Consider the following 24,119-nt stretch of genomic DNA (forward strand, 5'->3'; position numbering starts at 1 on the left):
CTCTGATAAACACAATGTATGTTTAAAGCAAACAATCAAGACGAAGGCGGCCTTGGCGGGCTGGGCAACCTGAGGCGCCTGGCCTACTTCGCGGCGGTGGTGGAAACCGGCTCCTTCACGGCGGCGGCGGACCGCCTGGGGATTACCAAGGCGGTGGTCAGCCAGCAGGTGGCCCGGCTGGAGCGTGAGTTCCGGACGTCGCTGCTGGTGCGGACCACACGCAAGGTGCAGACCACCGAACTGGGCCAGGCTTTTTACCTGCGCTGCGCGCTGATCCTGCGCGAGGCCGGCGATGCCTTCGACGACCTGGCCGAAACCTCGGCGGAGCCGTCCGGCATGCTGCGGCTCACCGCCCCCTTTGACTATGGCGTCGGCATCGTGGTGCCCGCCATCGCCGCCTTTACCCAGCGCTATCCCGCGTGCAAGGTCGATGCCGTCCTGAGCGACCAGACGCTGGACCTGATGTCGGGCAACTTCGAACTGGCGATCCGTGTCGGCTGGCTGGCCGAGACCAGCCTGCAGGCGCGAAAAATCGGCTCCTTCCGGCAATTGCTTGTCGCGTCACCAGCCATGAAGCCGCAAGTGGCGCGGCTCACCGCTCCGCAAGACATCGCCGGCCTGCCCTTCATCGCCAACACCGCCTTGCGCGACCACCTGACCTGGAATTTTTCGCGCAACGAGACCGAGCGCCAGGCCGTGCACGTGCAGGCCTCGATTTTTCTGGACGCCACACTCGCCGTGCGCGAAGCCGTGTGCCAGGGTGCGGGGCTTTCAGTGCTGCCGGACTATGCGGTGGCAAACGACCTGGCGGCCGGCCGCCTCATCCAGGTGCTGCCGCAGTGGCTTCTGCCTTCGGGCGGCATCCATGCGGTGTTTCCGGCCGCGCGCTTTCGCCCCGCGAAGGTCCGTGCTTTTGTCGACCTGCTGGCGGAGAGGGAGCAGCAGCGGCAAGGCGGTTGACGTGTGAATGCGGGCGCCCTTCAAGGCATCAAGCCTGCGGACCGGTAAGCGTCGATGGTTCTGTCGTAGACGCGCACATCACCGCAACCACGGGCGACCAGTTGGGCACCCTCCACCGCGGACAAGATGGCAAACGCCCGACGCTCAATCGCGTCGGGGCTCTGTAGCGAATCGTGGGCCGCCAGTACCTCGGAAAGCCAGGCGACATTGGCCGCGTTGAACTTCTCGACCTCCGCTTGTACTTCAGGCGAGAGGTCATCACGCTCGGCGGCCAGCATCCCGCACAAACACATCCGGTTGCTTTTAAGCAGGGCGCCCCGAAAAACTTCGGCGTATCCCGTCATCCGCTCGTGGGTGTCCTTGCTCTTGCTCACCAGGCTCTGCAGGTGCAGGACGAGGTCTTCGGTGTAACGCCGAGCGAGGGCCACGGCCAGGTCGTCCTTGGTCGGAAAGTGGTAGTGAATGCTGGCGCTCTTGATGCCGACCTCTTTGGCCAGTTCACGGAAGCTCAGGGCGTTGTATCCCCTGGCTTGCACCATCAGGCGGGCGGCCRCCATGATGCCTTCCTTGGTATCGATCGCTGAAGAAGCCATGTCCCGTTCCTTTTAAAAAAAGCTTGACGCCAAAGACGGCGAGATCCTAAAATTCTACCTATCGATAGGTAGATAACACCTCGTTCAAGATTATCCCTATCGGTAAATCCGTCATTTTAACCTATCTACCACTTGGTAGTTATTGAAAGCTCACATGAAATTATTCGACAACCCTGGCACCCCAAATCCCGCGCGCATCCGCATCGTTCTGGCCGAAAAGCATCTGGACGGCCAGCTTGAATTTGAAAAAGTCAGCCTCATCAGCGCCGAACACAAGCAGGAAAGTTTTCTGGCCAAAAATCCGCTCGGCGTTCTCCCGGTACTCCAGCTCGATGACGGCCTGTACCTGTCCGAAAGCACCGCGATCACGGAGTACCTCGACAACCTGGATGGCGCCCCGACGCTCACGGGCAGGACGCCCCGGGAAAAGGGCGTGATCCACATGATGCAACGGCGCGCGGAGGCCATGGTGCTCGATCCGATCGGCATCTACTTCCACCATGGGACGCCCGGCCTTGGCGCCGGCCTCCTTCCGTTCAAGAGCCCGGACTGGGCGCATCGCGGCGAATGGGCCGGGCGCGAGCGCGCCAAAGCGGAGTCGGGCCTGGCGTATTTCGACCAGGTGCTCGCGGCCACACCCTATGTCGCCGGCGAGGACTTTTCGATGGCCGACATCACGCTGTTCGCGGGCCTGCTTTTTGCCGATGTCGCCGGGATTCCCGTTTCCAGGGACCACACAGCACTCCAGGCATGGCGCGCCAGGGTGGCGGACCGCCCCAGCGTCAGGAACCGCAGCGGCCAGTCGCTTGACGCGGACGACCTTCGCCGCCTTGGCTTTTAAGCGCCACGCCTTTTCCCTTCCATCCCAATCTCACAGAACGAAAAAATGACCCGCAACTTTCCTCATCAAAACCAGGCCGCGGAGCCCACACGTGTTGCGCGCCGCAGTCTCATGCTCGGTGCAGCCGGCGTAGCCGCCGCCGGCCTGGCCGCTGTGCCGACCCTGGCTGAAGCCAAGGCCAAAGCTCAAGCTCAAGCTCAAGCTCAAGCTCAAGCTCAAGCTCAAGCTCGCACCGCCGGAGCAAAGCTCGGCTCCAACACCTTCACCACCCAGGACGGCACGATCCTCTATTACAAGGACTGGGGCAGCGGCCCACCCGTGGTTTTCAGCCACGGCTATCCGCTGTCCTCGGATGCCTGGGAAAACCAGATGATGTTCCTGCTGCACAAGGGATTTCGCGTCATCGCGCTGGACCGGCGGGGTTTCGGCCGTTCGGGCCAGCCCGGCACGGGCTACGACTTCAACACATTTGCCGACGACCTGGCGACCCTGGTTGAACTGCTGGACCTCCGGCAGGCGACCTTCGTCGGACATTCCATGGGCGGCGGCGAAGTCGCCCGCTACATCGGCCGCCATGGCGAGAAGCGTGTCGCGAAAGCGGCGCTGATCGCCGCGGTCACGCCCTTCCTGCTGAGAACGCAGACCAATCCCCACGGCGCACCGGTGGAGGTCTTCGACGGCTTCCGCGCCGCTGTCCAGGCAGACCGCTCCCAGTGGAACAAGGACGTGTCCATGCCCTACTACAGCTACAACCGCCCGGGCGCAAAGGTATCGGAGGGCGTGAGGGAAGAGTACTGGCGCCAGGGACAGGCCACGGGAATGCTCGCCGCCTATCATGCGATCGGTGCATTTTCCGAGACCGACTTCCGGGAGGACCTGAAGAAGATCAGCGTTCCGACGCTGATCGTGCACGGCAGCGACGACCAGATCGTGCCGCTCGAAATTTCAGGCGCGCTGTCGAAGGCCCTGGTCAAAAATTCCGAGCTGATCGTCTACGAAGGCGGCTCGCACGGCCTGATCGTCACGCAAAAAGACAGGCTCAACGCGGACCTGCTGGCCTTCCTGAAAGCGTAGCGCCGGCGTGGCGACCCCATCGCACCGGTTGCAGTGCAAGGCGCTTTTTTTCTGAGTATCGGACACGCAGTCCGGGCATCGCACAGGCGTGCTGATGCCCGGATTGCCCGACGGCTATACCCTTTCAAGCGGGCCGGATATATCGGTGCGGCAAGCCGCCGGCGATCGGCGCCTGCTCAGGCCGCAAAGCTCCTCTATTTGGCAAGGTGTTGATCCAAGACAAGCTTTGTGTGGAATACCGCCCGCATAGTCAGAACTGCCGAACCGGCACAAAAGACCAAGGAAAGCCACATGAGACGGACCCTCCCCCCAGGCGCCATCGCCGCCGCCATCTGCATCCTCGCCACGGCTTTGTCCGCGCAGGCGCAGCCCGCCGCGCACCCGGCGCATGCCGCTGCCGCAGCCGGCGCCATTTCAAGCGCGGCGACACCCGCCGCGACCAGGCGCTACGAACTGCACACCAACATCGTCGACGGCAAGATGGTGTTCGTCGGCGACAAGGGACAGGTGAACCCGACCCTCACGGCCAACGCGGGCGACACGATCGAGATCGTGCTGGAAAGCGGGGAAGGCGCGGAGCACGACCTGGTGATCCCCGAACTGAACGTCGCCTCGCCGAAGTTCAACGGCAGTAGCGGCAAGGCCACGCTGCGCTTCAAGGTTCCGCGCTCCGRCACTTTCACCTACTACTGCTCCATCCCCGGCCACCGGCAGATCGGCATGGAAGGCCGGCTGCAGGTCAGCGGTCCCGCCGTCGCCCAAGGCGCCGCGCTGGCCGGCAGCGACTCCAGCCAGGCCGCGCTTGCGCTCTACACCCCGGCCCCCGTGCCGCAGCGCGCGGCCGATCCGTCCGCGGTCAGCGTGGCCGCCAACCCGGCCGCGGTGCCTCCCGCCGTAGGGTCCCGGGCGCCCAGGACCCTGAAGTACCGCATGGAAACGCGACAGCAAGATGATCCATTCGATCGACCTGCATGCGGTGACGGGCGGCCACGGCGGCGGCGAGCACACGCAGGTCGCTCCGGGCCAGGAGAAGGCCTTCACCTTCAAGGCGCTCAACCCAGGCCTGTACGTGTACCACTGCGCCACGCCTTTGGTGCCGCAGCACATCGCGGCCGGCATGTACGGAATGATCCTGGTCGAGCCCGTGGACGGCTTGCCCAAAGTGGACCGCGAGTACTACGTGATGCAGGGCGAGATGTACACGGGCCGCCCGCACGGCGCCAAGGGGCACCAGGAGGCCGACCTCGAGAAGATGGCCAATGAGCTGCCCGACTACTACGTCTTCAACGGCGAAGTCGGCGCGCTGAACAAGACCCACAAGCTGCAGGCCAGGGTGGGTGAAACCGTGCGCATCTACTTCGGCGTCGGCGGCCCCAACAAGATCTCGTCTTTCCACGTCATCGGCGAGATCTTCGACACCGTGTACAGCGAAGGATCTTTCACGGGCCTCAAGCACGACGTGCAGACCACGCTGGTGGCGCCCGGCGGCGCGACCATCGTGGAGATCAAGGTCCAGCACCCTGGAAGCTATTTGCTGGTGGACCACGCCTTGTCGCGCGCCGGCAAGGGCGCGGTGGGCGTGCTCGAAGTCACCGGCGAGCCGGTTCCCGGCGTCTACAAGGCCGGCGTGCTGTAAGCACGTCCCCTCACTTTTGACCTAGGAGAACCCCATGGGCTCATACAAAAAACTCTGGTTCACGCTGATCGGCGTGCTGATCGTCACCTTCTCGCTGCTGGGCTATTACGGCACCGAGGTCTACCGCCAGGCGCCGCCCATCCCCGCGCAGGTGACCGCCCCGGACGGCAAGGTCCTGTTCGACCGTGAGGGCATCCTCGACGGCCAGACGGCCTGGCAGTCGGTGGGCGGCATGCAGCTGGGCTCCATCTGGGGCCACGGTGCCTACCAGGCGCCGGACTGGACCGCCGACTGGCTGCACCGCGAACTGACCTCATGGCTGGAGCTGGCCGCGCAGCAGCTGCACGGCAAGGCCTACGCCGCGCTCGACGGGCCGGCGCAAGCCGCGCTGCGCGAGCAGCTCAAGGCCGAGTACCGCGGCAACCGTGTCGACCAGGCGGAGGTGCTGAAGCTGTCGGAGCGCCGCGTCCAGGCCATCGCCCAGACCGCCGGCTACTACGACAAGTTGTTCTCCGACGCGCCCTCGCTGCAGAAAAGCCGCGAGCACTTCGCGATGAAGGAGAACACGCTGCCGAGCGCCGAGCGGCGCCGGCAGATGACGCAATTTTTCTTCTGGACCGCCTGGGCCGCCGCGACCGAGCGTCCCGGCCAGAAAGTCACCTACACCAACAACTGGCCTCACGAGCCCTTGATCGGCAACCGGCCGAGCAGCGAGAACATTGTCTGGTCGGTCGCCAGCATCGTGGTGCTGCTGGCCGGCGTGGGATTTCTGGTCTGGGCCTGGGCCTTCCTGCGCGACCATGACGAGCCGCTGCCGGCACCGGCCGCGCGCGATCCCCTGACCACCTTTGCGCTCACGCCCTCGCAGCGAGGCCTGGGCAAGTACCTGTTCCTGGTCGTGGCATTGTTCATCTTCCAGGTGTTCGTCGGCGGGTTCACCGCGCACTACACCGTCGAAGGGCAACAGTTCTACGGCATCGACGTCTCGCAGTGGTTTCCGTATTCGCTGACCCGCACCTGGCACATCCAGGCCGCCTTGTTCTGGATCGCCACCGGCTTCCTGGCCGCGGGCCTGTTCCTCGCGCCGCTGATCAACGGCGGCAAGGATCCGAAGTTCCAGAAGGCCGGCGTGGATGTGCTGTTCTGGGCACTGGTCGTCGTCGTGGTGGGCTCCTTCACCGGCAATTACCTGGCGATCGCGCAGGTGATGCCGCCCGAATGGAATTTCTGGCTCGGGCACCAGGGCTACGAGTACGTGGACCTGGGACGCCTGTGGCAGATCGGCAAGTTCACCGGCATCCTGCTGTGGCTGGTGCTGATGCTGCGCGGCGTCATCCCGGCGCTTCTGAAGAAGGGCGGCGACAAGAACCTGCTCGCGCTGCTCACCGCCTCGGTGGGCGCCATCGGCCTGTTCTACGGTGCCGGCCTTTTCTACGGCGAGCGCACCCACCTGTCGGTCATGGAATACTGGCGCTGGTGGGTGGTCCATCTCTGGGTGGAAGGCTTCTTCGAGGTCTTCGCCACCACGGCGCTGGCTTTCATCTTCTCCACGCTCGGCCTGGTCTCGATACGCATGGCCACGGCCGCGAGCCTGGCATCGGCGTCCCTGTTCATGCTGGGCGGCATTCCCGGAACCTTCCACCACATGTACTTCGCCGGCACCACCACGCCGGTGATGGCGGTCGGCGCGAGCTTCAGCGCTCTCGAAGTGGTGCCGCTGATCGTGCTGGGCCACGAAGCCTGGGAGAACTGGCGGCTCAAGGCGCGCGCCGCCTGGATGGAAAACCTCAAGTGGCCGATGATGTGCTTCGTCGCCGTCGCCTTCTGGAACATGCTGGGCGCCGGTGTCTTCGGCTTCATGATCAACCCGCCGATGTCGCTGTACTACATCCAGGGGCTGAACACCACGCCGGTGCACGCGCATGCCGCGCTGTTCGGGGTCTACGGATTCCTGGCGCTCGGCTTCACGCTGCTGGTGCTGCGCTACCTGCGTCCGGACTACCGGTTCAGCGCGCCATTGATGAAAACCGCGTTCTGGGGCCTCAACGCCGGCCTGGTGCTGATGATCTTCACGAGCCTGCTGCCCATCGGGATCATCCAGTTCCACGCCAGCGTCAGCGAAGGCCTGTGGTATGCGCGCAGCGAGGAATTCATGCAGCAGCCCCTGCTGCAGAACCTGCGCTGGGCGCGCACCTTCGGCGACGTCGTGTTCATCGTCGGCGCGATGGCGATGGCGCTGCAAGTGGTGCTGGGCTTGCTGGACAAGGCGCCCAAGCTGCCGCTGCCCGAGCGGCACCTGGGCGAGGTGCGCGGTTGAGCATGCGCATCCGGTGGCCACGCGCTTGCAGGATTAAGGAAGGCCGGCAGCCGCGAGGGCGGCTCGCACGAGCCACGCGTCACTTCACCGCGGCGCGGGCGGCTTCGGCCTTGCGTTTGGCTTCGTCGGCCTTGTGTTGCAGCTCCTGGGCTTCTTTCTCCGCGTCCCTGGCCTTGGCTTCCTTGTCGGAGGCGGGGCTGCCGGCCAGCGCATTGCCGGCGAGGGTGCCGGCAGCCGCGCCCACGGCGACCGCGCCCATGGTGCCCATCAAGCCAGGCCCGCGGGCTGCGGGGGCGGCCGCTGCGGCCGGCGCTGCGGTGGCGGCGGGAGCGGCGACGGGTGCCGGGGCCTTGGCCGCTACTGGAGCAGATGGGGCGGTTGGGGCATTGCCGGCCCGGGCGGCCGGCATCGATCGGCCCCCGCTGCCGATGCGCTTGGCGAATGCCAGCGAGGGAACGGTCATTGAAGCGATGGTCACGGCGATCACGGTCGCGGCGGTGCTACGAAAAGAAGTGTTCATGGTGTTCCTGAAATAAAAATGGATGAGAAAGCGCGGGCTGCCTGCCTCAGTCGAATATTTCGCTGAGCCATGACTTGGGCTTGCGCCTGCCATAGCCGCTGTGGTGGCGGTAGTCGGAATCCTCGAAGTCGGGACGGCGGGCCGCTTGTTGATAGGCCGGCTGCGGCGCCGGTGCGGCGGCCGTGTCGCGCGCGATGAGCTTGTCGAGCTCACCACGGTCCAGCCATACGCCGCGGCATTGAGGGCAGTAGTCGATCTCGACGCCTCGGCGCTCCGTCATGACCAGGGTGACGTCATTGCAATGAGGGCATTTCATAAGTTTCTCCATGACCTTGAATTAGTCGTTGCTGCCGCCGAAGCCGAAGAGGCTCAGCAGGCTGGTGAAAAGGTTGAACAGCGAAACGAAGAGGCTGACGGTGGCCAGCACGTAGTTGGTCTCGCCGCCGTTCACGATGCGGCTGGTTTCAAACAGGATCATTCCCGCCGAAAGCAAGGCCACCACGGCCGACACGGCCAGCGCCAGCRCGGGCAGTTGCAGGAACATCGCGGCCAGGCCGGCCAGGATCGCGATCACCATGCCGGCGAACAGGAAGCCGCCCATAAAGCTGAAGTCGCGCCGTGTGGCCAGCACCCAGCCGGACAAGGCCAGGAAGGTCACGCCCGTCGTGCCAAGCGCCAGCGTCATCGCCTGCGCGCCACCCGGCAGGGCCAGGTGCATGGCCAGCACAGGGCCCAGCGTATAGCCCATGAAGCCGGTGAGGGCGAACACCGCCGGGATGGCCCAGCCGCTGTTCTGCACCTTGTGGATGAGGAACAGCAAGCCGAAATACCCGGCCAGCGTGATGATCAGCCCCGGGGCCGGCAACTTGAAGACGACGCCCAGCGCGGCCATGGCGGCGCTGAACAGCAGCGTCATGGACAACAAGGCATAGGTGTTGCGCAGCACCTTGTGCTTCGCGATGCCGGCGACCCAGCCGGGGCTTGCGGTTTGAGTTGGGAAAGCTAATGGTCGGTTCATGGTTTTCCTTTCGTGGAGGTGGAAGATCTGCAGTGACAAGACCGGAGACCTGCAGTGGTGAATACAGAATAGGACCGCCATGCAGAAAGAAAAAGCAGAGAATGCTTGAATAACAATCCCGTAAAACCTGAAGATGAGCCTCGCATTCAACTACCGGCACCTGTATTACTTCTGGGTGGTTGCCAAGGAAGGCGGCATGTCGCACGCCGCGGCGCGGCTGAACATGGCGGTCCAGACCATCAGCGCGCAGGTGCGCGAACTGGAACGCGACCTGGGATGCCAGTTGCTCAAACCCGCGGGGCGGGGCCTGGCGCTGACCGAAGCCGGAGACCTTGCGCTGCGCCAGGCTGAGCAGATTTTTCAGCTGGGCGAAGCGCTACCCGAACTGGTCCGCAGCGCCGCCCAGGCCAAATCGGTCCGGCTGACGGTGGGCATTGCGGACGGCCTGCCCAAACTGGTGGTCCAGCGCCTGCTCCAGCCGGTGCTGGGCACACCCGACCTGCGGCTCGTGTGCCACGAAGGTGAAATGGCCGACCTCCTGGCCGACCTCGCCATGCACCGGCTGGACGTGGTGCTGTCCGACCATCCCGCACCGTCCAATCCCCACCTGAAGGTGCACAACCACTCTCTGGGCATTTCAGGGATGGGCTGGTATGCGTCGCAGCATTGGTGGAAGCTGGCCCGGAAAGATYTCCCCGCGTCGCTGGGCAAGGTGCCCGTCCTGCTGCCCACTTCGCATTCCATCGTTCGCGGGCCGCTGGACCAGTGGCTGCTACAGCACGGGCTGCGGCCGCGCGTGGTCGGTGAGTTTGAGGACAGCGCCCTGCTGGAGACCTTCGGCGGCAGCGGCCTGGGCGTTTTCCCCGCGGCGCTGTCGGTAGAGGATGACCTCATGAAGCGTCACCAGGTCCGCTTGCTGGGTGCTTGCGAAGGGGTGCATGAGCACTACTACGCCATCAGCACCGAGCGCAAGGTGAAGCACATCCTGGTCCAGCACCTGTTCACCCGCGCCTGATCTGCAATGCGCGCTGCGCCTCGTTTTCAAGCGCGATGGCATCGTCGAAACGGCGAAGGCCGATGTCGTTGAGAACCCGTTTGAAGCTGGCCGCAACCGCGGGTTGAAGCGACGCCAGCCTGGCGCCGATTTGTCGGGATGCCGATTCGAGTTCCGCGTCGGGGACCACTTTCCAGACCAGCCCCCAGGCCAGCGCCTGCGCGGGCGAAAACTCCTCGCCCAGCAGCATCAGCGCCTTGGCGCGTGCAAGGCCTGCATAGGCGGGCAGTGTCGCGCTTAATCCGCCCGTCACGAATACCCCGATGGAAGCCTCCGGCAGCTTGAAGCGGCTGCTTTCCCCCGCGACCACGATGTCCGCATTGAGCATCCACTCGAAGCCGGCGCCGACAGTCCAGCCATGGACCGAAGCAAGCACCGGCTTGGGCAGAGACACCAGCGCCTTGGAAACGGCCTGCACCAGGACCAGGTCCTCTTCCGTGGGTGGCGCACCGACGTCCCTCCCCGCACAAAAAGCCCGGCCCTTGCCGCGCAACACCAGCACCCGGACGCTATCGTCGCGCGAGGCCTGGTCAATGGCGGCAAGAAGCGCGCGGGCCAGCTCGTTGTCAATCGCATTGAGTTTGTCGGGGCGGTTCAGGGACACGGTCATGATGCCGTCCACGGACTCGACCAGCAGCTTGGGAGTTGTTGTCATGGGTGTGATTCTGAACCGGGAAGCCATTAGTGAACCGATAAATTTCCGGCTCAATGGTTTTCTCCCAGGCCGTACACACACCGGCCGAGGGAGCGGCGGCTTTACCGTGTCGGCTTCAGGTCCGCAGGCCGGGTTCGGTCAGGGGGTCGGTCGATGGCCGCGGTTTGGCCTGCGTATAGCGCTCTACCGACAGGTCGTCGGCGCGGATCTCGGGTGCGCGGCCGCTCATGACGTCGGCCAGCACACGCGCCGAGCCGCAGGCCATGGTCCAGCCCAGCGTGCCGTGGCCGGTGTTCAGGTAGAGATTGGGCAACGGCGTGCGGCCCACCAGCGGCGTGCCGTCCGGGGTCATGGGCCGCAGGCCGGTCCAGAAGGTCGCGGCCTCGGCGTGGCCGGCACCGGGGAACAGCTCGTTCAGGCACAGCTCCAGCGTTTCGCGGCGCCGCGGGTTCAGGCGCAGGTCAAAGCCGCGCAGCTCCGCCATGCCGCCCACGCGGATGCGGCGGTCAAAGCGCGTAATGGCGATCTTGTAGCTCTCGTCCAGCACGGTCGACACCGGCGCGCGGCCCGCGTCGGCAATGGGTACGGTGATCGAATAGCCCTTGACCGGATAGACGGGGATCTTCACCGCTTCGGGCAGCATGGCCGTGGAATACGAACCCAGCGCCATCACGTAGGCGTCGGCCGTGCGCAGGCGGCCGCCCTGCCGCACGCCGGCCACGCGGCCGGCGCAGACTTCCACGCCGTCGATGGTCTCGCCGAAGCAAAAGCGCACGCCCAGGGACTGGGCCAGGTGGCCGATCCCGGTGGTGAACAGGTGGCAGTCGCCGGTCTCGTCGCCGGGCAGGCGCAGGCCGCCGACCAGCGGTCCCGTGGCGATGGCTGGTTCGGCGCGCGCCAGATCCTCGGGGCCCAGCAGTTCGTAAGGCACGTCCGCGGCGCGCAACACGGCCACATCCTTGCCGACGGCGTCGAGCTGCGCCTGCGTGCGGAACACCTGCAGCGTGCCGCCCTCGCGGCCTTCGTAGCGCAGGCCGGTGTCTTGGCGCAGCCGCGCCAGGCAGTCGCGGCTGTATTCAGCCAGCCGCAGCATGCGCTCTTTGTTGACCGCATAGCGCCGCGGGCTGCAGTTGCGCAGCATCTGCCACATCCAGCGCAGCTGGTCCACGCTGCCGTCCAGGCCGATGGCCAGCGGCGCATGCTTCTGGAACATCCAGCGCAGCGCCTTGAGCGGCACGCCGGGTGCGGCCCACGGCGCCGCGTAGCCCGRCGACACCTGGCCGGCGTTGGCGTAGCTGGTCTCCAACGCCGGGCCGGGCTGGCGGTCGACCACCGTCACTTCGTGGCCCGCCTTGGCCAGGTAGTAGGCCGTGGTGGTGCCGATGACGCCGGCACCCAGGACCAGCACCTTCATGTCAAATTGCCTTGGCAAACGTATTTTGTGTGCAGGTATTCGTCCAGGCCCCAGTGCGAACCTTCGCGGCCGTAACCCGATTCCTTGACGCCGCCGAAGGGCGCGGCCTGCGCCGCGATGGCGCCTTCGTTGATGCCGACCAGGCCGGTCTCCAGCGCGGAGGCGACGCGCCAAACGCGCTTGATGTTGTTGGAGAAGAAGTAGCCGGCCAGGCCGAAAGGCGTGTCGTTCGCCTGCGCGATCACCTCGTCTTCAGTGCTGAAGCGGAATATGGGCACCACCGGGCCGAAAGTCTCCTCGCAGGACAACTCCATGTCGGTTGTCGCGCCGGTCAGCACCGTGGGCGCATAGTAGTTCGGGCCGTTGGCGACTTCCGTGCGCACACGGCTTCCGCCCACGACCGCCTTCGCGCCTTTGGCCACGGCGTCGTTCACGTGGCGTTCGATCTTGTCGACCGCCCGCCCGTTGATCATCGGACCGATCTCGGCCTCCGCCCAGCTGGCCGGGCCGACCCGCAAGGCGCCCACGCGGGCCGCCAGCTTGTCGACGAAGCGGTCATGCACGGCCTCGTGGGCGAAGACGCGATTCGGGCTCACGCAGGTCTGGCCGCCGTTGCGGAACTTGGCGGCCATCAGGCCCTCGACAGCGGCGTCCAGGTCGGCATCCTCGAACACGATGAAGGGCGCGTTGCCGCCGAGCTCAAGCGACAGCTTCTTGACCGTGCCGGCCGACTCGCGCGCCAGCACCTTGCCCACCGCCGTGCTGCCGGTGAAGCTGACCTTGCGCACGCGGCCGTCGCGCAGCCACTCGCCCACCACCTCCGGCGTGCGCTCGCGCGAGGCGGGCACGATGTTCAGCACACCGGCAGGCACGCCCGCTTCCTCGGCCAGCTTCACGAGGGCCAGGGACGTGAGGGGCGTGTCTTCAGCGGGCTTGGCCACCACCGTGCAACCCGCCGCCAGCGCGGGGGCGATCTTGCGCGCGATCATCGCGGCCGGAAAATTCCAGGGCGTGACCACGGCGACGACGCCCACGGCCTCCCGCAACACCAGGAAGCGCTTGCTGGACACCGGCGCGGCGATGATCTCGCCGTGGGCGCGCACGCCCTCTTCGGCGAACCACTCCACATAACCGGCGCTGTAGGCGATTTCGCCGCGCGACTCCGCGAGCGGCTTGCCCTGCTCGCGCGAAATCAGTTCGGCCAGCGGCTCCACGTCGCGCTCGATCAGCGCCTGCCATTTCTTCAGGATCAGGCAGCGCTCGCGCGGCGGGCGCGCCTTCCAGGCGGGCAGCGCCTGTGCCGCCGCGTCGGCGGCCAGCCGTGCGTCCGCCGCGCCGCCGTCGGCCGCCAGGGTGATCAGGCTGTCGTCGGCGGGATTGCGCACCTCGAATTGGCGGCCGTCCTGGGCCGCCTGCCAGCGGCCCGCGATGTAGTTCAGTGTTTGCATGTCAGTTCAATCTGTTCAGTTAAGTTAAGTTAAGTTAAGTTCAGTTCAGTTCAGTTCAGTTCGGTTCAATTCGACAAAAGAATTCCCGATGGCACCCGGGGCGCCAATCTTTATTGCGCACGCGGCGCTCCCGAGGTAGGCCGTCCGGATGGATCAGGCCGTGCACTCGCGCGGCGGCGCCGGGGTCTGCTGCAGCTTCAGCAATTCGTCGGCGCTGCGGTGGCAGAAGACTTCCACGCCGCCTTCAAGCTCATGCCGCGGCGGCGTCTTGCTGTCGCACAGGCCCGCCACGCGCAGGGGGCAACGGTCCAGGAAGCTGCAGATGCCCGCGCGGTCGACGGGCGCCTGCACCAGCGGCAGGGCCGCGCGCTGCGCCGCCCCGACCTCGTCCAGCCATCCCGGGCGCAACTCCGGAACGGAATTGGCCAGCAGGTGGAAGTAGGGATGGCGCGGCGCATGCGCGAAAGCCGAGCGCGTGAGCGACTCCACCTTCTGGCCGGCGTACAGCACCACGATCTCGTCGCACACCGCGCGCACGGTGTTCATGTCGTGGCTGATGAACATGTACGACACCCCGAGCTCCTTGCGCAGCTGCGCCAGCAGGTCCAGGATGGCGGCGCCCACCACCGTGTCCAGCGCGGACGTGACTTCGTCGCAGAGGATCAGGTCGGGATCGGCGGCCAGTGCGCGCGCCAGGTTGACGCGCTGCTTCTGCCCGCCGGAGAGCCCGGCAGGCAGGCGCCTGGCACAGGCCTGCGGCAACTGCACGAGGTCGAGCAGCTGCGCGATGCGCTTGTCCAGCGCCTCGCCCTTCAGGCCGCGGTACAGCTGCAGCGGCCGCGCCAGGATGTCGGAAATGGTGTGCGAAGGATTGAGCGCCGTGTCCGCCATCTGGAACACGATCTGGATGCGGCGCAGTTCCTCGGGCGAACGCTGCGACACCAGGCGCGGCAGCGGTTTGCCGTCGAACATGATCTGGCCGCCGGCGGGGCCGATCAGGCCGGCGACGGCACGGGCCAGCGTGGTCTTGCCGGAGCCGGACTCGCCGATGACGCCGATCGCCTGGCCGCGGTACAGGGTCAGGCTCACATCGTCGAGCACCGGCGAGGCGGGCCGGCCGTGCTTGTCCAGGGGCCCATAGCCGGCGACCAGGTTGCGCACCTGCAGCAACGGCGTGGCGCCCTCGGCCACCGTCTCGCCGCTGCGCGCCTTGGGATTCGCCGCGGCGATCAGGCTGCGCGTGTAGTCGTCCTTCGGCGTGTTGATGATCTGCGCCGTGGTGCCGATCTCGCGCTCGGCGCCGTCGCGCAGCACCAGGATGCGGCCGGCCATCTGGGCCACCACCGCCAGGTCGTGCGTGACATAGACCGCCGTGGTCTGGCGCTCGCGCACCACGCGGCRGAAGGCGTGCAGCACCTCGATCTGGGTGGTGACGTCSAGCGCMGTGGTGGGCTCGTCGAAAATCACCAGGTCCGGGTCGCTCATCAATGCCATCGCGGCCATCAGGCGCTGCAGCTGCCCGCCCGAAACCTGGTGCGGATAACGCTGGCCGATGCTGTCGGGCTGCGGCAATGCCAGCTCGCGGAACAGCGTCACGGCTTTTTTCTCGGCCTCGGCGCGCGGCATCAGCGAATGGATGTGGGCGGTTTCCACCACCTGGTCCATGATGGTGCGCGACGGGTTGAAGGAAGCGGCGGCGCTCTGCGCGATATAGGAGACGCGGCGGCCGCGCAGGCGGCGCCGTTCGGATTCGGTGAGGCCCAGCACATCGGTGTCGCCGATGCGCACGCTGCCGCCGGCGATGCGGCAGCCGTGCCGCGCATAGCCCATGAGCGCCAGGCCTATGGTGGTCTTGCCGGAACCGGATTCGCCGATCAGCGCCAGCACCTCGCCGGGCTCGATGCGGAAAGAAACGCCTTTGACGATCTCTGTTTCGCCGCCGGCGGCTTGCGCCACGACGCGCAAGTCGTTTACGAGGACAGTGGCACCCATTAATGTTTCTCCCGGTCTGCGTCGGTATGTCCCGGCAGGTTGTCGATCACCAGGTTGACCGCGATGGTCAGCACGGCGATGGCGAAGGCCGGGGCGAGCACGGAGACGCCGCCCACCGGCAAGGCGCCGAGGTTCTCGCGCACCAGGGAGCCCCAGTCGGCCATCGGCGGCTGCACGCCCAGGCCCAGGAAGCTCAGGCTCGCCAGCAGGCGCAGGGCGTAGACGAAGCGCAGGCCCATGTCGGCCAGCAGTGGGCCGGTGATGTTGGGCAGGATCTCGCGGCGCATGATGTAGGCCCGGCGTTCGCCGCGGGCACGCGCCACCAGCACGTAGTCCATGGCGTTGATGTTCACGGCCAGCGATCGGATGATGCGGTAAGCGCCCGGCGCGTAGACGACGGCCGTCACCGCGATCAGAAGCGGGACCGAGGAGCCGAAACCGGCGATCACCACCAGCGCGAACATCTTGCTCGGGATGGACACCAGCGTGTCCAGCACGCGGCTGAGCACCGCGTCGACCGCGCCGCCCGCCACGGCGGCCAGCAGGCCGAGCACCGCGCCCACGCCGCAGGCGATCAGCGTGGCGACAAAGGCCACACCGATGGTGTAGGGTGTGCCGACCACGATGCGCGTGAGCATGTCGCGGCCCAGGTAGTCGGTGCCCAGCCAGTGCTGCGCGCTCATGCCCTGGAACACGCCGGCGTCGGACATCTCGCCAAGCGCGCTGTCAGGCACGAAGCAGGCGAAGATCCCCACAGCCACCCAGAAGGCCAGCACGGCCAGCCCGAGTTTGCCGGCACGCGACCAGCCCGCGAGCCAGGCGCGGCGCCGGGTGGCGGCCGCCGAAGGAACAAGTGTTGCAATATTCATAGGAAAACCTTCGCGCTGCACTCTGCGGTGCGCCCCCCTTCGGGCGGCCGTGCGGTGCTCATTGGTGCCTCAATCGCGGGTTGGCGACGATGCCGCACACGTCGGCGAGCATCACCAGGACCAGATAGGCCGAGCAGAAGATCATGGCGCAGGCCTGCACCAGCGGCATGTCCCGCTGCGCGACGCCGTCCACCATGAGCTTGGCGATGCCCGGGTAATTGAAGATCACCTCGACGATGATCACGCCGCCCAGCAGGTAGGACAGGCTCAGCGCCACCGCGTTGGCGATGGGGCCGATGGCGTTGGGCAGCGCGTGGAACAGCACGGTGCGCGCGGCGCTCGCGCCTTTGAGCCGCACCATCTCGATATAGGCCGCGGCCAGCTGGTCGATGACGGCCGCGCGCGTCATGCGCAGCATCTGCGCCACGATCACGCTGCCCAGGCTGAGCACCGGCAACGCGAAGGAACGCAGCATCTCGCCCGGCGACGAAACGTCGACCGCGTACGAGAGCGCGGGCAGCCATTTCAGCTGCACCGCGAATACCAGCACGGCCAGCGTGGCCACCAGGAATTCCGGCACCGACACAACGGCCACCGTCGCCATGCTGGTGAAACGGTCGAAAGCCGAGCCGCGCCGCAAGGCGCACAAAATACCCAGGCCGAGGGCCAGCGGGACGGAAAACACCGTCGTCACCGCGGCCAGCTGCAGCGAAGCCGGCAGGCGGCTGGCGACAGCCTCACCCACAGGCAGGCCGGTGACCACAGACTTGCCCATGTCGCCCTTGGCCATGCCGCCCAGCCAGTCGAAGTAGCGCAGCATCGCGCTGCGGTCCAGTCCCATCTCCTTGCGCAGCGCCGCCACCGCCTGGGGCGTGGCGTCCTGCCCCAGCGTCTCTTCGGCCGCGTCGCCGGGCAGCACGGAGGTGATGGCGAACACCACCGCCGACACCGCCAGCAGCGAGCCGAGCCCGGCGAGGATGCGGCCCGCCACCAATTTAACGACGGTTAAGTTCATGGCGTTTTCTTCCATTCAAGTGCCATCGCGGAACCGGCTCTGCCGGGCCGCAGGTGGCGCCCCCCTAGGGGGGAGGCGCCGAAGGCGCTTCGGGGGGGAGTCATCCTTCCAACCACACGTGTTCGGCGAAGCTCGAGCCCATCATGCCGCCCAGCGGGATGGGGCTGAGGCCCTTGAGTTTCTTGTTGTGGCCGTCCAGGCTGGAGAGGAACATCGGAATGCCGATGCCGCCTTCGCTGTGGATCATGACCTGCATGTCGGCGTACATCTGGGCGCGCTTGGCCTGGTCGGTTTCGCCGCGCGCGGCCACCAGCAACTGGTCGAACTTCTCGTTCTTCCAGCCGGACTCGTTGGTGGGGGAGTCGGACTTGAAGAACAGGGTCAGGGCCAGGTCGGCCGTGGGGCGCGTGTTGATGTTGCCGAAATTGACCGGGTGCTTCATCCAGTGCTGCGACCAGTAGCCGTCGGCCGGCATGTTGCGCACGTCCAGGTTCAGGCCGGCCTGCCGCGCCGCATGCTGCAGCACCAGGGCCATCTCCACCGAGCTGGTGGCGGCCGTCGAGGCCACCACGGGGATCGCGGCGCTGCCCAGATTGGCCTTTTTCAAGTGCCACTTCGCCTTCTCGGGATCGTAGGGGCGCTGCTTCAGGCCTTTGAAGAAGAAGCGGTTGCCCGGATCGAGGGGCTGGTCGTTTGCCACGACGCCACGGCCCAGCTGGATGGACTTGAGCATCTGCTCGCGGTTGAACAGCAGTTTCATGGCCTGCACGAAGTCCGGGTTGGCGCCTGGGCCGCTGTCGCGCCGCATGATCAGATCGGTATACGAAACGCCCTTGGTCTCGAAGATGGCTGCCTTGCCGCTGGCGTTGACGCGGTCGATCGAGCGCGGGTTGACCCGGCCGATCAGATCAAGTTCGCCCGCCAGCAGCGCGTTCACGCGTGCCGTTTCGTCGCTGATGCCCACGTGCTCGATCTCATCCAGGTAAGGCCGGTTGGACTTCCAGTAGTTGTCGTTGCGCACGGCGATCGCGCGCACGCCGGGTTTGAACTCCTTGACCTTGTACGGCCCCGTGCCGATGCCCGCGTTGAAGTCGGTCGTGCCATCCTTGACGATGTGGAAGTGGTAGGTGCCCAGGATGGCCGGCAGGTCGGCGTTGGAGGCCACCAGGCGGATGGTGACTTCATTGGGGCCGGTGGCCGTCACGTCCTCGATCTGGTCAGCCAGCACCTTGGCCTTGGAGCCGATGGCCGGGTTCTTGTGGCGCATGATGGAGAACACCACGTCGGCCGGCGTGAGCGGCTTGCCGTCGTGGAAGGTCACGCCCTTGCGCAGCTTGAATATCCAGGTCTTGGCGTCCTTGGTGCTGAACTCCTCGGCCAGCTGGGGCTGCGGTGTCAGGCTCGCGTCCAGGTAGGTCAATCCGTTGTAGAACATGAAGCCGCGGGAATAGTCGGTGCCGTTGCCCTGCTTGGCCGGGTCCAGGGTGTCGCTCACCCCGGAAGTGGCTTCGGCGACCCTGATGCGGCCGCCCTTGCGCGGCGTTGGCGTTTGCGCCTGTGCATTCGCGGCAAGGCCGGCGATGCTGCCGGCCAGGGCCGCCTGCATGCCACCGGCCGTCAACATGGCCAATACATCGCGCCGGCTCGCGCCGCGTTGCAACGCACCCAGGATGCGTGTGCTCTCTTCGGGGCCGATCAGGCCGTTCAGCTGCTTGTTATCTGCCATGGTTTTCTCCTAGTCATCTCGTGGGTGGGGTAAAGGCATTGGAGCACCTGCCGACCGGGGATATACCTCGATCACGCTGGGGCGCTTGGTTAAAACTGCGGTTTTGCGGATAGCCGGCGGCATGGTGTGCGGCGCGCCCCCGACGGCTTGCCGCCCGGCCGGGGCCGGCCGCCCTTGCGATGCCGCGGCGCATACAGGCCATCCGGCGCATGGCGAAACCAGTCGGCGTGCCGCGGCAATCGAAGCCGGTGGACTTGGGACGAAAGCTCATGAAAAGCGTCCTCCTGGAAGGGGTGGTGCAAAGCCTGTGCCGGTTTGCCGGCGCCATGCAATGAATGCTATTGAACCATCGCCGCAGATGCTGCGGTTGTGCGCCGCTTGCGCACCGTTCATGCCGAATGCCCACGCTGAAACGGCAGATCAATTCCAGGCAAGGGCGTACCATGAATCCGATTCTTTTGAGAGGGCAAGCATGGAATATGACGACACACTGCGCGGGTTGCACAAGGGTAATTTCCCCGCGGGGCAGCGCGGAATTCACCGCACTGCGGCAAAGGATGTGCGCCCATGAACGTCTCCCTTGTCGAACGCCTCAAAGCCGCCGGCCGCCTGGATCGCCTGTTCATAGACGGTGAGTGGGTCCTGCCCGCAGGGCAAGCCCGGGCCAGCGTTATCAACCCGTCGACCGAAGAGCCCATCGCGCAGATCGCCTTGGGAAGCACTGAAGACGTCGCGGCGGCGGTGGCCGCAGCCCGCAGTGCCTTTGCCACCTGGTCCACCAGTTCTCCCGAAAGCCGGGCCTTGCTGCTAGGCCGCATCCACACCCTGATCCTCGAACGCGCAGAACTGTTCGCCCACGCGATCTCACTGGAGATGGGCGCCGCCATCGGGTTTGCGCGCAGCACCCAGGTGCCGGTCGCGGCCGAGCACATCCGCGTGGCCCGGGACAACCTGGCCAGCTATCCCTTTCTCTCCCACCGAGGCGACGTGACTATCCAGCGCGAGGCCATCGGCGTGTGCGGCCTGATCACGCCCTGGAACTGGCCGCTCTACCAAATCACGGCCAAGGTCGGCCCCGCCCTGGCGGCCGGATGCACCGTTGTCCTCAAACCCAGCGAGCTGTCGCCCCTGAGCGCCCTGCTGTTTGCCGAGGTGGTGCATGACGCCGGCATTCCGCTGGGCGTGTTCAACCTGGTGAGCGGCAATGGGCCGGAAGTCGGCGCCGCGCTGTCGGCGCATCCGGACGTGGACATGATCTCGATCACCGGCTCGACCCGGGCCGGTGTGCTGGTGGCCCAGGCGGCGGCCCCGACGGTCAAACGCGTGGCCCAGGAACTCGGCGGCAAATCGCCCAACGTGATCCTGCCGGACGCGGACCTGGCGCGCGCCGTGCCCGCCGGCGTGGGGGCAGCATTTCGCAACGTCGGCCAGTCCTGCAGCGCGCCAACCCGCATGATCGTGCCGCGCGAGCGCCTGCAGGAGGTTGAACGGATCGCGCTTGAAGCGGCCTTGAGCTTTGTTGTGGGCGAYCCRCGYTCGCCGCAGACSACGCACGGCCCGGTGGCCAACCGYGCCCAGTTCAACCGSGTGCAGGAAATGATAGACACCGGGATYGCCGAAGGTGCGCGCATTGTCTGCGGCGGCCCCGGCCGGCCTGAGGGCCTGGAGCGCGGCTTTTACTGCCGGCCAACCATCTTCTCTGGCGTGAACTCCCAAATGCAGGTCGCGCAGGAAGAAATCTTCGGGCCGGTGCTGGTGATCATCGCCTACGACAGCGTGGACGAGGCGGTGGAGATCGCCAACGACACGGTCTATGGCCTGGGCGCGCACGTGCAGGGCCAGGACCTTGCCGCGGCGCGCGCGGTCGCGGCGCGCATCCGTTCCGGGCAGGTGCACATCAACTACCCGGCCTGGAGCCCCCATGCCCCCTTCGGCGGCTACAAGCGCTCGGGCAACGGCCGCGAATACGGCATCGAAGGCCTTGAGGAGTACCTGGAAACCAAGGCCATCCTGGGCTTCGGGCAGGAGCAGACAGCATGAGCACAACCTTGGTACAAACTGCAAAAAAAGCACAGACAGTGCAGACACCCAACAACGACCGAAACCCATCCATGTCCCAGCCCCTGCGCCTCCTCGAGACTTCCAGCACCCCGCCGGCCAGCGCCGACGTCGTCGTGATCGGCGGCGGCATCATCGGTGTCTTTACCGCTTATTACCTCGCCAAGCGCGGGCTTTCGGTCGCCCTGGTCGAAAAAGGCCACATCGGCGCAGAGCAATCGAGCCGGAACTGGGGCTGGTGCCGCCAGCAGAACCGCGACGCGCGTGAACTGCCCATGGCCACCMRGAGCCTCGAACTCTGGGACCAGTTTGCCRYCGACAGCGGCGAAGACACGGGCTTTACGCGCTGCGGATTGTTGTACCTCAGTGATGACGAGGCCCAGATTGCCGGCTGGGCCAAGTGGCGCGAATTCGCGACGACCGCCGGCGTGACCACACACATGCTGAGCGGCCGCGAGGCCTCGGAGCGCGGCCAGGCGACCGGCCGCGCGTGGAAAGGCGGCGTCTTCTCACCCAGCGACGGGACGGCCGACCCGGCCAAGGCAGCGCCCGCGGTGGCGGCCGCGCTCATGAAACTCGGCGGCACCGTCCACCAGAACTGCGCCGCGCGCGGCATCGAGATGGAGGGCGGCCGGCTCAGCGGCGTCGTCACCGAAGCGGGGACCATCAAGACCCGCACCGCGGTTCTTGCGGGCGGTGCGTGGGCCTCCTCGTTCTGCAACCAGCTCGGCGTGCAGTTTCCGCTCGCCACGATACGCCAGTCCATCGTGCGCCTGTCACCAGTGGCGCAGCAACTGCCGGCGGCGCTGACCAGCCCGCGCGTCGCCGTCACCCGGCGCCCCGACGGCCATTACGTCCTGGCCATCAGCGGCCGTGGGCGCGCCGACCCCACGCCGCAGCTGCTGCGCTTCGCGCCGCAGTTCATCCCGATGTTCGCCAAGCGCTGGCGCAACGTGTTYCCCGGCGGCCTGGAAGGCATACGCTGGGGCCACGAAACCCGCGCGCGATGGAAGCTGGACGCGCCCACCCCCATGGAACGGGCGCGCATCCTCAACCCGAAGCCCGACCCCGCCGGTGTCCGCGAAATCCACCGCCGTGCCGTCGACCTGTTGCCCGTGCTGCGCGAAGCCCGCATCGCCAACACCTGGGCGGGCTACATCGACAGCACGCCCGACGGCGTGCCGGGCATCGGGGAACTGCCGCAGGTGCCCGGCCTCATCCTGGCCGCGGGTTTTTCGGGGCACGGTTTCGGCATCGGCCCCGGCGCGGGCCACCTGATCGCCGACATCGTGTCGGGGGCTCAACCGATCTTCGACCCGAAGCCTTTCGACCCCGCCCGGTTCAAAGAGTCGATGTGGGGCAAGGTGGCTGATTTTTAGGCTTGCCCGTCTTGCTTCACCCCAGCCCGCCCTGGCACAGGTACTTGGTGTGCAAATACTCGTCGAGGCCCCAATGCGAACCCTCGCGCCCGTAGCCCGACTCCTTCACGCCACCAAAGGGCGCGGCCTGCGCGGCGATGGCGCCTTCGTTGATGCCAACCATTCCGGTCTCCAGGGCCGAGGCCACGCGCCAGATGCGCTTGACGTCGTTTGAATAGAAGTAGCCGGCCAGCCCGTAGGGCGTGTCGTTGGCCTGCTCCATCACCTCCGCTTCATTCGCGAAGCGGAAGACCGGCACCACCGGGCCAAAAGTTTCCTCGCACGACAGTTCCATCTCGCGCGTGGCGTTGATGAGCACCGTGGGCGCGTAGTAATTAGGGCCGCGGGCCGTTTCATTGCGCACCCGTTGGCCGCCCACGATCACCTTGGCACCCTTGGCCACGGCATCATTCACGTGCCGCTCGATCTTGTCCACCGCACGGGCGTTGATCATCGGGCCGATCTCGGCCTCGGCCCAGTCGGCCGGCCCCACCCGCAGGGCGCCCACGCGCGCGGCCAGCTTGTCGACGAAGCGATCATGTACAGCGGTATGGACGTAGACGCGGTTCGGGCTCACGCAAGTCTGCCCGGCGTTGCGGAACTTGGCGGCCATCAGGCCCTCCACGGCGGCGTCCAGGTCCGCGTCCTCGAACACGATGAAGGGCGCGTTTCCGCCCAGCTCCAGAGACAGCTTCTTCAGCGTCGCGGCGGAATCGCGCGCCAGCAACTTGCCCACCGGGGTGCTGCCCGTGAAGCTGATTTTTCGCACCCGGGGATCGGCCAGCCACTCGCCCACCACTTGCGGGGTACGTTCGCGCGAAGCCGACACGATATTGAGCACGCCCGGCGGCACGCCGGCTTCCTCGGCCAGCTTGACCAGGGCCAGCGCCGTGAGCGGCGTGTCCTCGGCCGGCTTGGCCAGCACCGTGCAGCCCGCGGCCAGCGCGGGCGCGATCTTGCGTGCAATCATCGCGGCCGGGAAGTTCCAGGGCGTGACCACCGCCACGACGCCGACGGCTTCCTTCAGCACGATGAAGCGCTTGGAGTTGACGGGCGCCGCAATCACTTCGCCATTGGCGCGCACGCCCTCCTCGGCAAACCATTCCACGTAGCCGGCGCTATAGGCGATCTCGCCGCGTGCCTCGGCCAGCGGCTTGCCCTGTTCGCGCGAAATCAATTGGGCGAGCGGCTCCACGTCGCGCTCGATCAGCGCCTGCCATTTCTTGAGGATCAGGCAACGCTCACGCGGCGGGCGCGCCTTCCAGGCCGGCAGCGCCAGGACGGCGGCATCCGCGGCCAGCCGCGCGTCGGCGGCACCGCCTTCGCTCACTTGCGCAACCAGGCTGTCGTCGGCCGGATTGCGGACCTCGAAGCAGCGCTCGTCATGGGCTGGCTGCCAGCGGCCCGCGATGTAGTGTTGTGTGTTCATATTTAACCTCTTCTCAATAGATCAATAAACCAATAAAGCCACCGCCGTCGGCCTCGCGCCATCACGGTGGAACGCGGTTTCA

Annotated in this window: 20 protein-coding genes; 8 read left to right on the forward strand and 12 right to left on the reverse strand. The window is 66.4% G+C overall.

What is annotated here, in order from left to right; genetic code table 11:
- Positions 1–18: 18 nt before the first annotated feature.
- A complete protein-coding gene (locus AC1D0P_RS01680) occupies positions 19–960 on the forward strand; it encodes a LysR family transcriptional regulator (protein WP_477675087.1) in 942 nt (313 codons plus the stop codon).
- Positions 961–980: 20 nt separating this feature from the next.
- On the opposite strand, the gene AC1D0P_RS01685 is transcribed toward AC1D0P_RS01680, so the two are convergent.
- The gene (locus AC1D0P_RS01685; RefSeq protein WP_477675088.1) at positions 981–1,553 is read right to left on the reverse strand and encodes a TetR/AcrR family transcriptional regulator; all 573 of its coding nucleotides are present in this window, start codon (positions 1,551–1,553) and stop codon (positions 981–983) included.
- Positions 1,554–1,707: 154 nt separating this feature from the next.
- Here AC1D0P_RS01685 and AC1D0P_RS01690 point away from each other — a divergent pair, with 154 nt between their 5' ends.
- The 4 genes from AC1D0P_RS01690 (at position 1,708) to AC1D0P_RS01705 (ending at position 7,421) form a co-directional block, all read left to right on the forward strand.
- Positions 1,708–2,394 carry a glutathione S-transferase family protein gene (locus tag AC1D0P_RS01690; RefSeq protein ID WP_477675089.1) on the forward strand — a complete coding sequence of 229 codons (687 nt, stop codon included), beginning with the start codon at positions 1,708–1,710 and terminating at the stop codon, positions 2,392–2,394.
- A 45-nt stretch (positions 2,395–2,439) separates the two neighbouring features.
- Positions 2,440–3,468, forward strand: a complete 1,029-nt coding sequence (locus tag AC1D0P_RS01695) for an alpha/beta fold hydrolase (protein WP_477675090.1) — start codon at positions 2,440–2,442, stop codon at positions 3,466–3,468.
- A gap of 949 nt (positions 3,469–4,417) precedes the next feature.
- Positions 4,418–5,104: a multicopper oxidase domain-containing protein gene (locus tag AC1D0P_RS01700; protein WP_477675091.1), complete on the forward strand. Its 687-nt coding sequence runs from the start codon at positions 4,418–4,420 to the stop codon at positions 5,102–5,104.
- A 34-nt stretch (positions 5,105–5,138) separates the two neighbouring features.
- Positions 5,139–7,421 carry a nitric-oxide reductase large subunit gene (locus tag AC1D0P_RS01705; protein WP_477675092.1) on the forward strand — a complete coding sequence of 761 codons (2,283 nt, stop codon included), beginning with the start codon at positions 5,139–5,141 and terminating at the stop codon, positions 7,419–7,421.
- A gap of 79 nt (positions 7,422–7,500) precedes the next feature.
- Here the strand turns inward: AC1D0P_RS01705 and AC1D0P_RS01710 are convergent, their stop codons facing one another.
- Genes AC1D0P_RS01710 through AC1D0P_RS01720 form a run of 3 tightly spaced genes read right to left on the reverse strand, consistent with a single transcriptional unit; the run spans position 7,501 to position 8,959 of the window.
- A complete protein-coding gene (locus AC1D0P_RS01710; RefSeq protein WP_477675093.1) occupies positions 7,501–7,941 on the reverse strand; it encodes an ABC transporter substrate-binding protein in 441 nt (146 codons plus the stop codon).
- Positions 7,942–7,987: 46 nt separating this feature from the next.
- Positions 7,988–8,257 (reverse strand): TFIIB-type zinc ribbon-containing protein, encoded by a 270-nt coding sequence (locus tag AC1D0P_RS01715; protein ID WP_477675094.1) that lies wholly within the window; start codon positions 8,255–8,257, stop codon positions 7,988–7,990.
- Positions 8,258–8,278: 21 nt separating this feature from the next.
- Positions 8,279–8,959 (reverse strand): Bax inhibitor-1/YccA family protein, encoded by a 681-nt coding sequence (locus AC1D0P_RS01720; RefSeq protein WP_477675095.1) that lies wholly within the window; start codon positions 8,957–8,959, stop codon positions 8,279–8,281.
- A 133-nt stretch (positions 8,960–9,092) separates the two neighbouring features.
- Between AC1D0P_RS01720 and AC1D0P_RS01725 the strand changes: the two genes are divergently transcribed.
- Entirely contained in the window at positions 9,093–9,974 is an 882-nt protein-coding gene (locus AC1D0P_RS01725; RefSeq protein ID WP_477675096.1) for a LysR family transcriptional regulator, read from the forward strand.
- Here the strand turns inward: AC1D0P_RS01725 and AC1D0P_RS01730 are convergent.
- The 7 genes from AC1D0P_RS01730 to AC1D0P_RS01760 all read right to left on the reverse strand — a co-directional run bounded on the left by AC1D0P_RS01730 (position 9,961) and on the right by AC1D0P_RS01760 (position 19,132).
- Complete coding sequence (locus tag AC1D0P_RS01730) at positions 9,961–10,668, reverse strand: enoyl-CoA hydratase/isomerase family protein (RefSeq protein ID WP_477675097.1); 708 nt, start codon at positions 10,666–10,668, stop codon at positions 9,961–9,963. The genes AC1D0P_RS01725 and AC1D0P_RS01730 overlap by 14 nt on opposite strands.
- A 115-nt stretch (positions 10,669–10,783) precedes the next feature.
- Positions 10,784–12,082: a D-amino acid dehydrogenase gene (locus AC1D0P_RS01735; protein WP_477675098.1), complete on the reverse strand. Its 1,299-nt coding sequence runs from the start codon at positions 12,080–12,082 to the stop codon at positions 10,784–10,786.
- Positions 12,079–13,530: an NAD-dependent succinate-semialdehyde dehydrogenase gene (locus AC1D0P_RS01740; RefSeq protein WP_477675099.1), complete on the reverse strand. Its 1,452-nt coding sequence runs from the start codon at positions 13,528–13,530 to the stop codon at positions 12,079–12,081. The genes AC1D0P_RS01735 and AC1D0P_RS01740 overlap by 4 nt, the downstream gene beginning before the upstream one ends.
- A gap of 153 nt (positions 13,531–13,683) precedes the next feature.
- A complete protein-coding gene (locus tag AC1D0P_RS01745; protein ID WP_477675100.1) occupies positions 13,684–15,522 on the reverse strand; it encodes an ABC transporter ATP-binding protein in 1,839 nt (612 codons plus the stop codon).
- On the reverse strand, positions 15,522–16,391 hold the full coding sequence (locus AC1D0P_RS01750; RefSeq protein WP_477656079.1) for an ABC transporter permease: 870 nt from the start codon (positions 16,389–16,391) through the stop codon (positions 15,522–15,524). The genes AC1D0P_RS01745 and AC1D0P_RS01750 overlap by 1 nt, the downstream gene beginning before the upstream one ends.
- A gap of 58 nt (positions 16,392–16,449) precedes the next feature.
- Positions 16,450–17,406 (reverse strand): ABC transporter permease, encoded by a 957-nt coding sequence (locus tag AC1D0P_RS01755; protein ID WP_477675101.1) that lies wholly within the window; start codon positions 17,404–17,406, stop codon positions 16,450–16,452.
- A 100-nt stretch (positions 17,407–17,506) separates the two neighbouring features.
- On the reverse strand, positions 17,507–19,132 hold the full coding sequence (locus tag AC1D0P_RS01760; RefSeq protein ID WP_477675102.1) for an ABC transporter substrate-binding protein: 1,626 nt from the start codon (positions 19,130–19,132) through the stop codon (positions 17,507–17,509).
- Positions 19,133–19,699: 567 nt separating this feature from the next.
- Here AC1D0P_RS01760 and AC1D0P_RS01765 point away from each other — a divergent pair.
- Together AC1D0P_RS01765 and AC1D0P_RS01770 are read left to right on the forward strand one after the other, a co-directional pair.
- Positions 19,700–21,172 carry an aldehyde dehydrogenase family protein gene (locus AC1D0P_RS01765; protein ID WP_477675103.1) on the forward strand — a complete coding sequence of 491 codons (1,473 nt, stop codon included), beginning with the start codon at positions 19,700–19,702 and terminating at the stop codon, positions 21,170–21,172.
- A 71-nt stretch (positions 21,173–21,243) separates the two neighbouring features.
- Positions 21,244–22,569, forward strand: a complete 1,326-nt coding sequence (locus AC1D0P_RS01770; protein ID WP_477675104.1) for an NAD(P)/FAD-dependent oxidoreductase — start codon at positions 21,244–21,246, stop codon at positions 22,567–22,569.
- Between the two features lie 16 nt (positions 22,570–22,585).
- On the opposite strand, the gene AC1D0P_RS01775 is transcribed toward AC1D0P_RS01770, so the two are convergent.
- A complete protein-coding gene (locus AC1D0P_RS01775; RefSeq protein ID WP_477675105.1) occupies positions 22,586–24,037 on the reverse strand; it encodes an NAD-dependent succinate-semialdehyde dehydrogenase in 1,452 nt (483 codons plus the stop codon).
- Positions 24,038–24,119 lie beyond the last annotated feature (82 nt).

The sequence above is a fragment of the Polaromonas sp. P1_G2 genome, from assembly GCF_056405515.1.

Excerpts from the sequence above, each read along its gene's own strand:
- AC1D0P_RS01680 (WP_477675087.1), top strand. The coding sequence starts at position 19 with ATGTTTAAAGCAAACAATCAAGACGAAGGCGGCCTTGGCGGGCTGGGC.
- AC1D0P_RS01690 (WP_477675089.1), top strand. The coding sequence starts at position 1,708 with ATGAAATTATTCGACAACCCTGGCACCCCAAATCCCGCGCGCATCCGC.
- AC1D0P_RS01695 (WP_477675090.1), top strand. The coding sequence starts at position 2,440 with ATGACCCGCAACTTTCCTCATCAAAACCAGGCCGCGGAGCCCACACGT.
- AC1D0P_RS01700 (WP_477675091.1), top strand. The coding sequence starts at position 4,418 with ATGATCCATTCGATCGACCTGCATGCGGTGACGGGCGGCCACGGCGGC.
- AC1D0P_RS01705 (WP_477675092.1), top strand. The coding sequence starts at position 5,139 with ATGGGCTCATACAAAAAACTCTGGTTCACGCTGATCGGCGTGCTGATC.
- AC1D0P_RS01710 (WP_477675093.1), bottom strand. The coding sequence starts at position 7,941 with ATGAACACTTCTTTTCGTAGCACCGCCGCGACCGTGATCGCCGTGACC.
- AC1D0P_RS01715 (WP_477675094.1), bottom strand. The coding sequence starts at position 8,257 with ATGAAATGCCCTCATTGCAATGACGTCACCCTGGTCATGACGGAGCGC.
- AC1D0P_RS01730 (WP_477675097.1), bottom strand. The coding sequence starts at position 10,668 with ATGACAACAACTCCCAAGCTGCTGGTCGAGTCCGTGGACGGCATCATG.
- AC1D0P_RS01740 (WP_477675099.1), bottom strand. The coding sequence starts at position 13,530 with ATGCAAACACTGAACTACATCGCGGGCCGCTGGCAGGCGGCCCAGGAC.
- AC1D0P_RS01750 (WP_477656079.1), bottom strand. The coding sequence starts at position 16,391 with ATGAATATTGCAACACTTGTTCCTTCGGCGGCCGCCACCCGGCGCCGC.
- AC1D0P_RS01755 (WP_477675101.1), bottom strand. The coding sequence starts at position 17,406 with ATGAACTTAACCGTCGTTAAATTGGTGGCGGGCCGCATCCTCGCCGGG.
- AC1D0P_RS01760 (WP_477675102.1), bottom strand. The coding sequence starts at position 19,132 with ATGGCAGATAACAAGCAGCTGAACGGCCTGATCGGCCCCGAAGAGAGC.
- AC1D0P_RS01775 (WP_477675105.1), bottom strand. The coding sequence starts at position 24,037 with ATGAACACACAACACTACATCGCGGGCCGCTGGCAGCCAGCCCATGAC.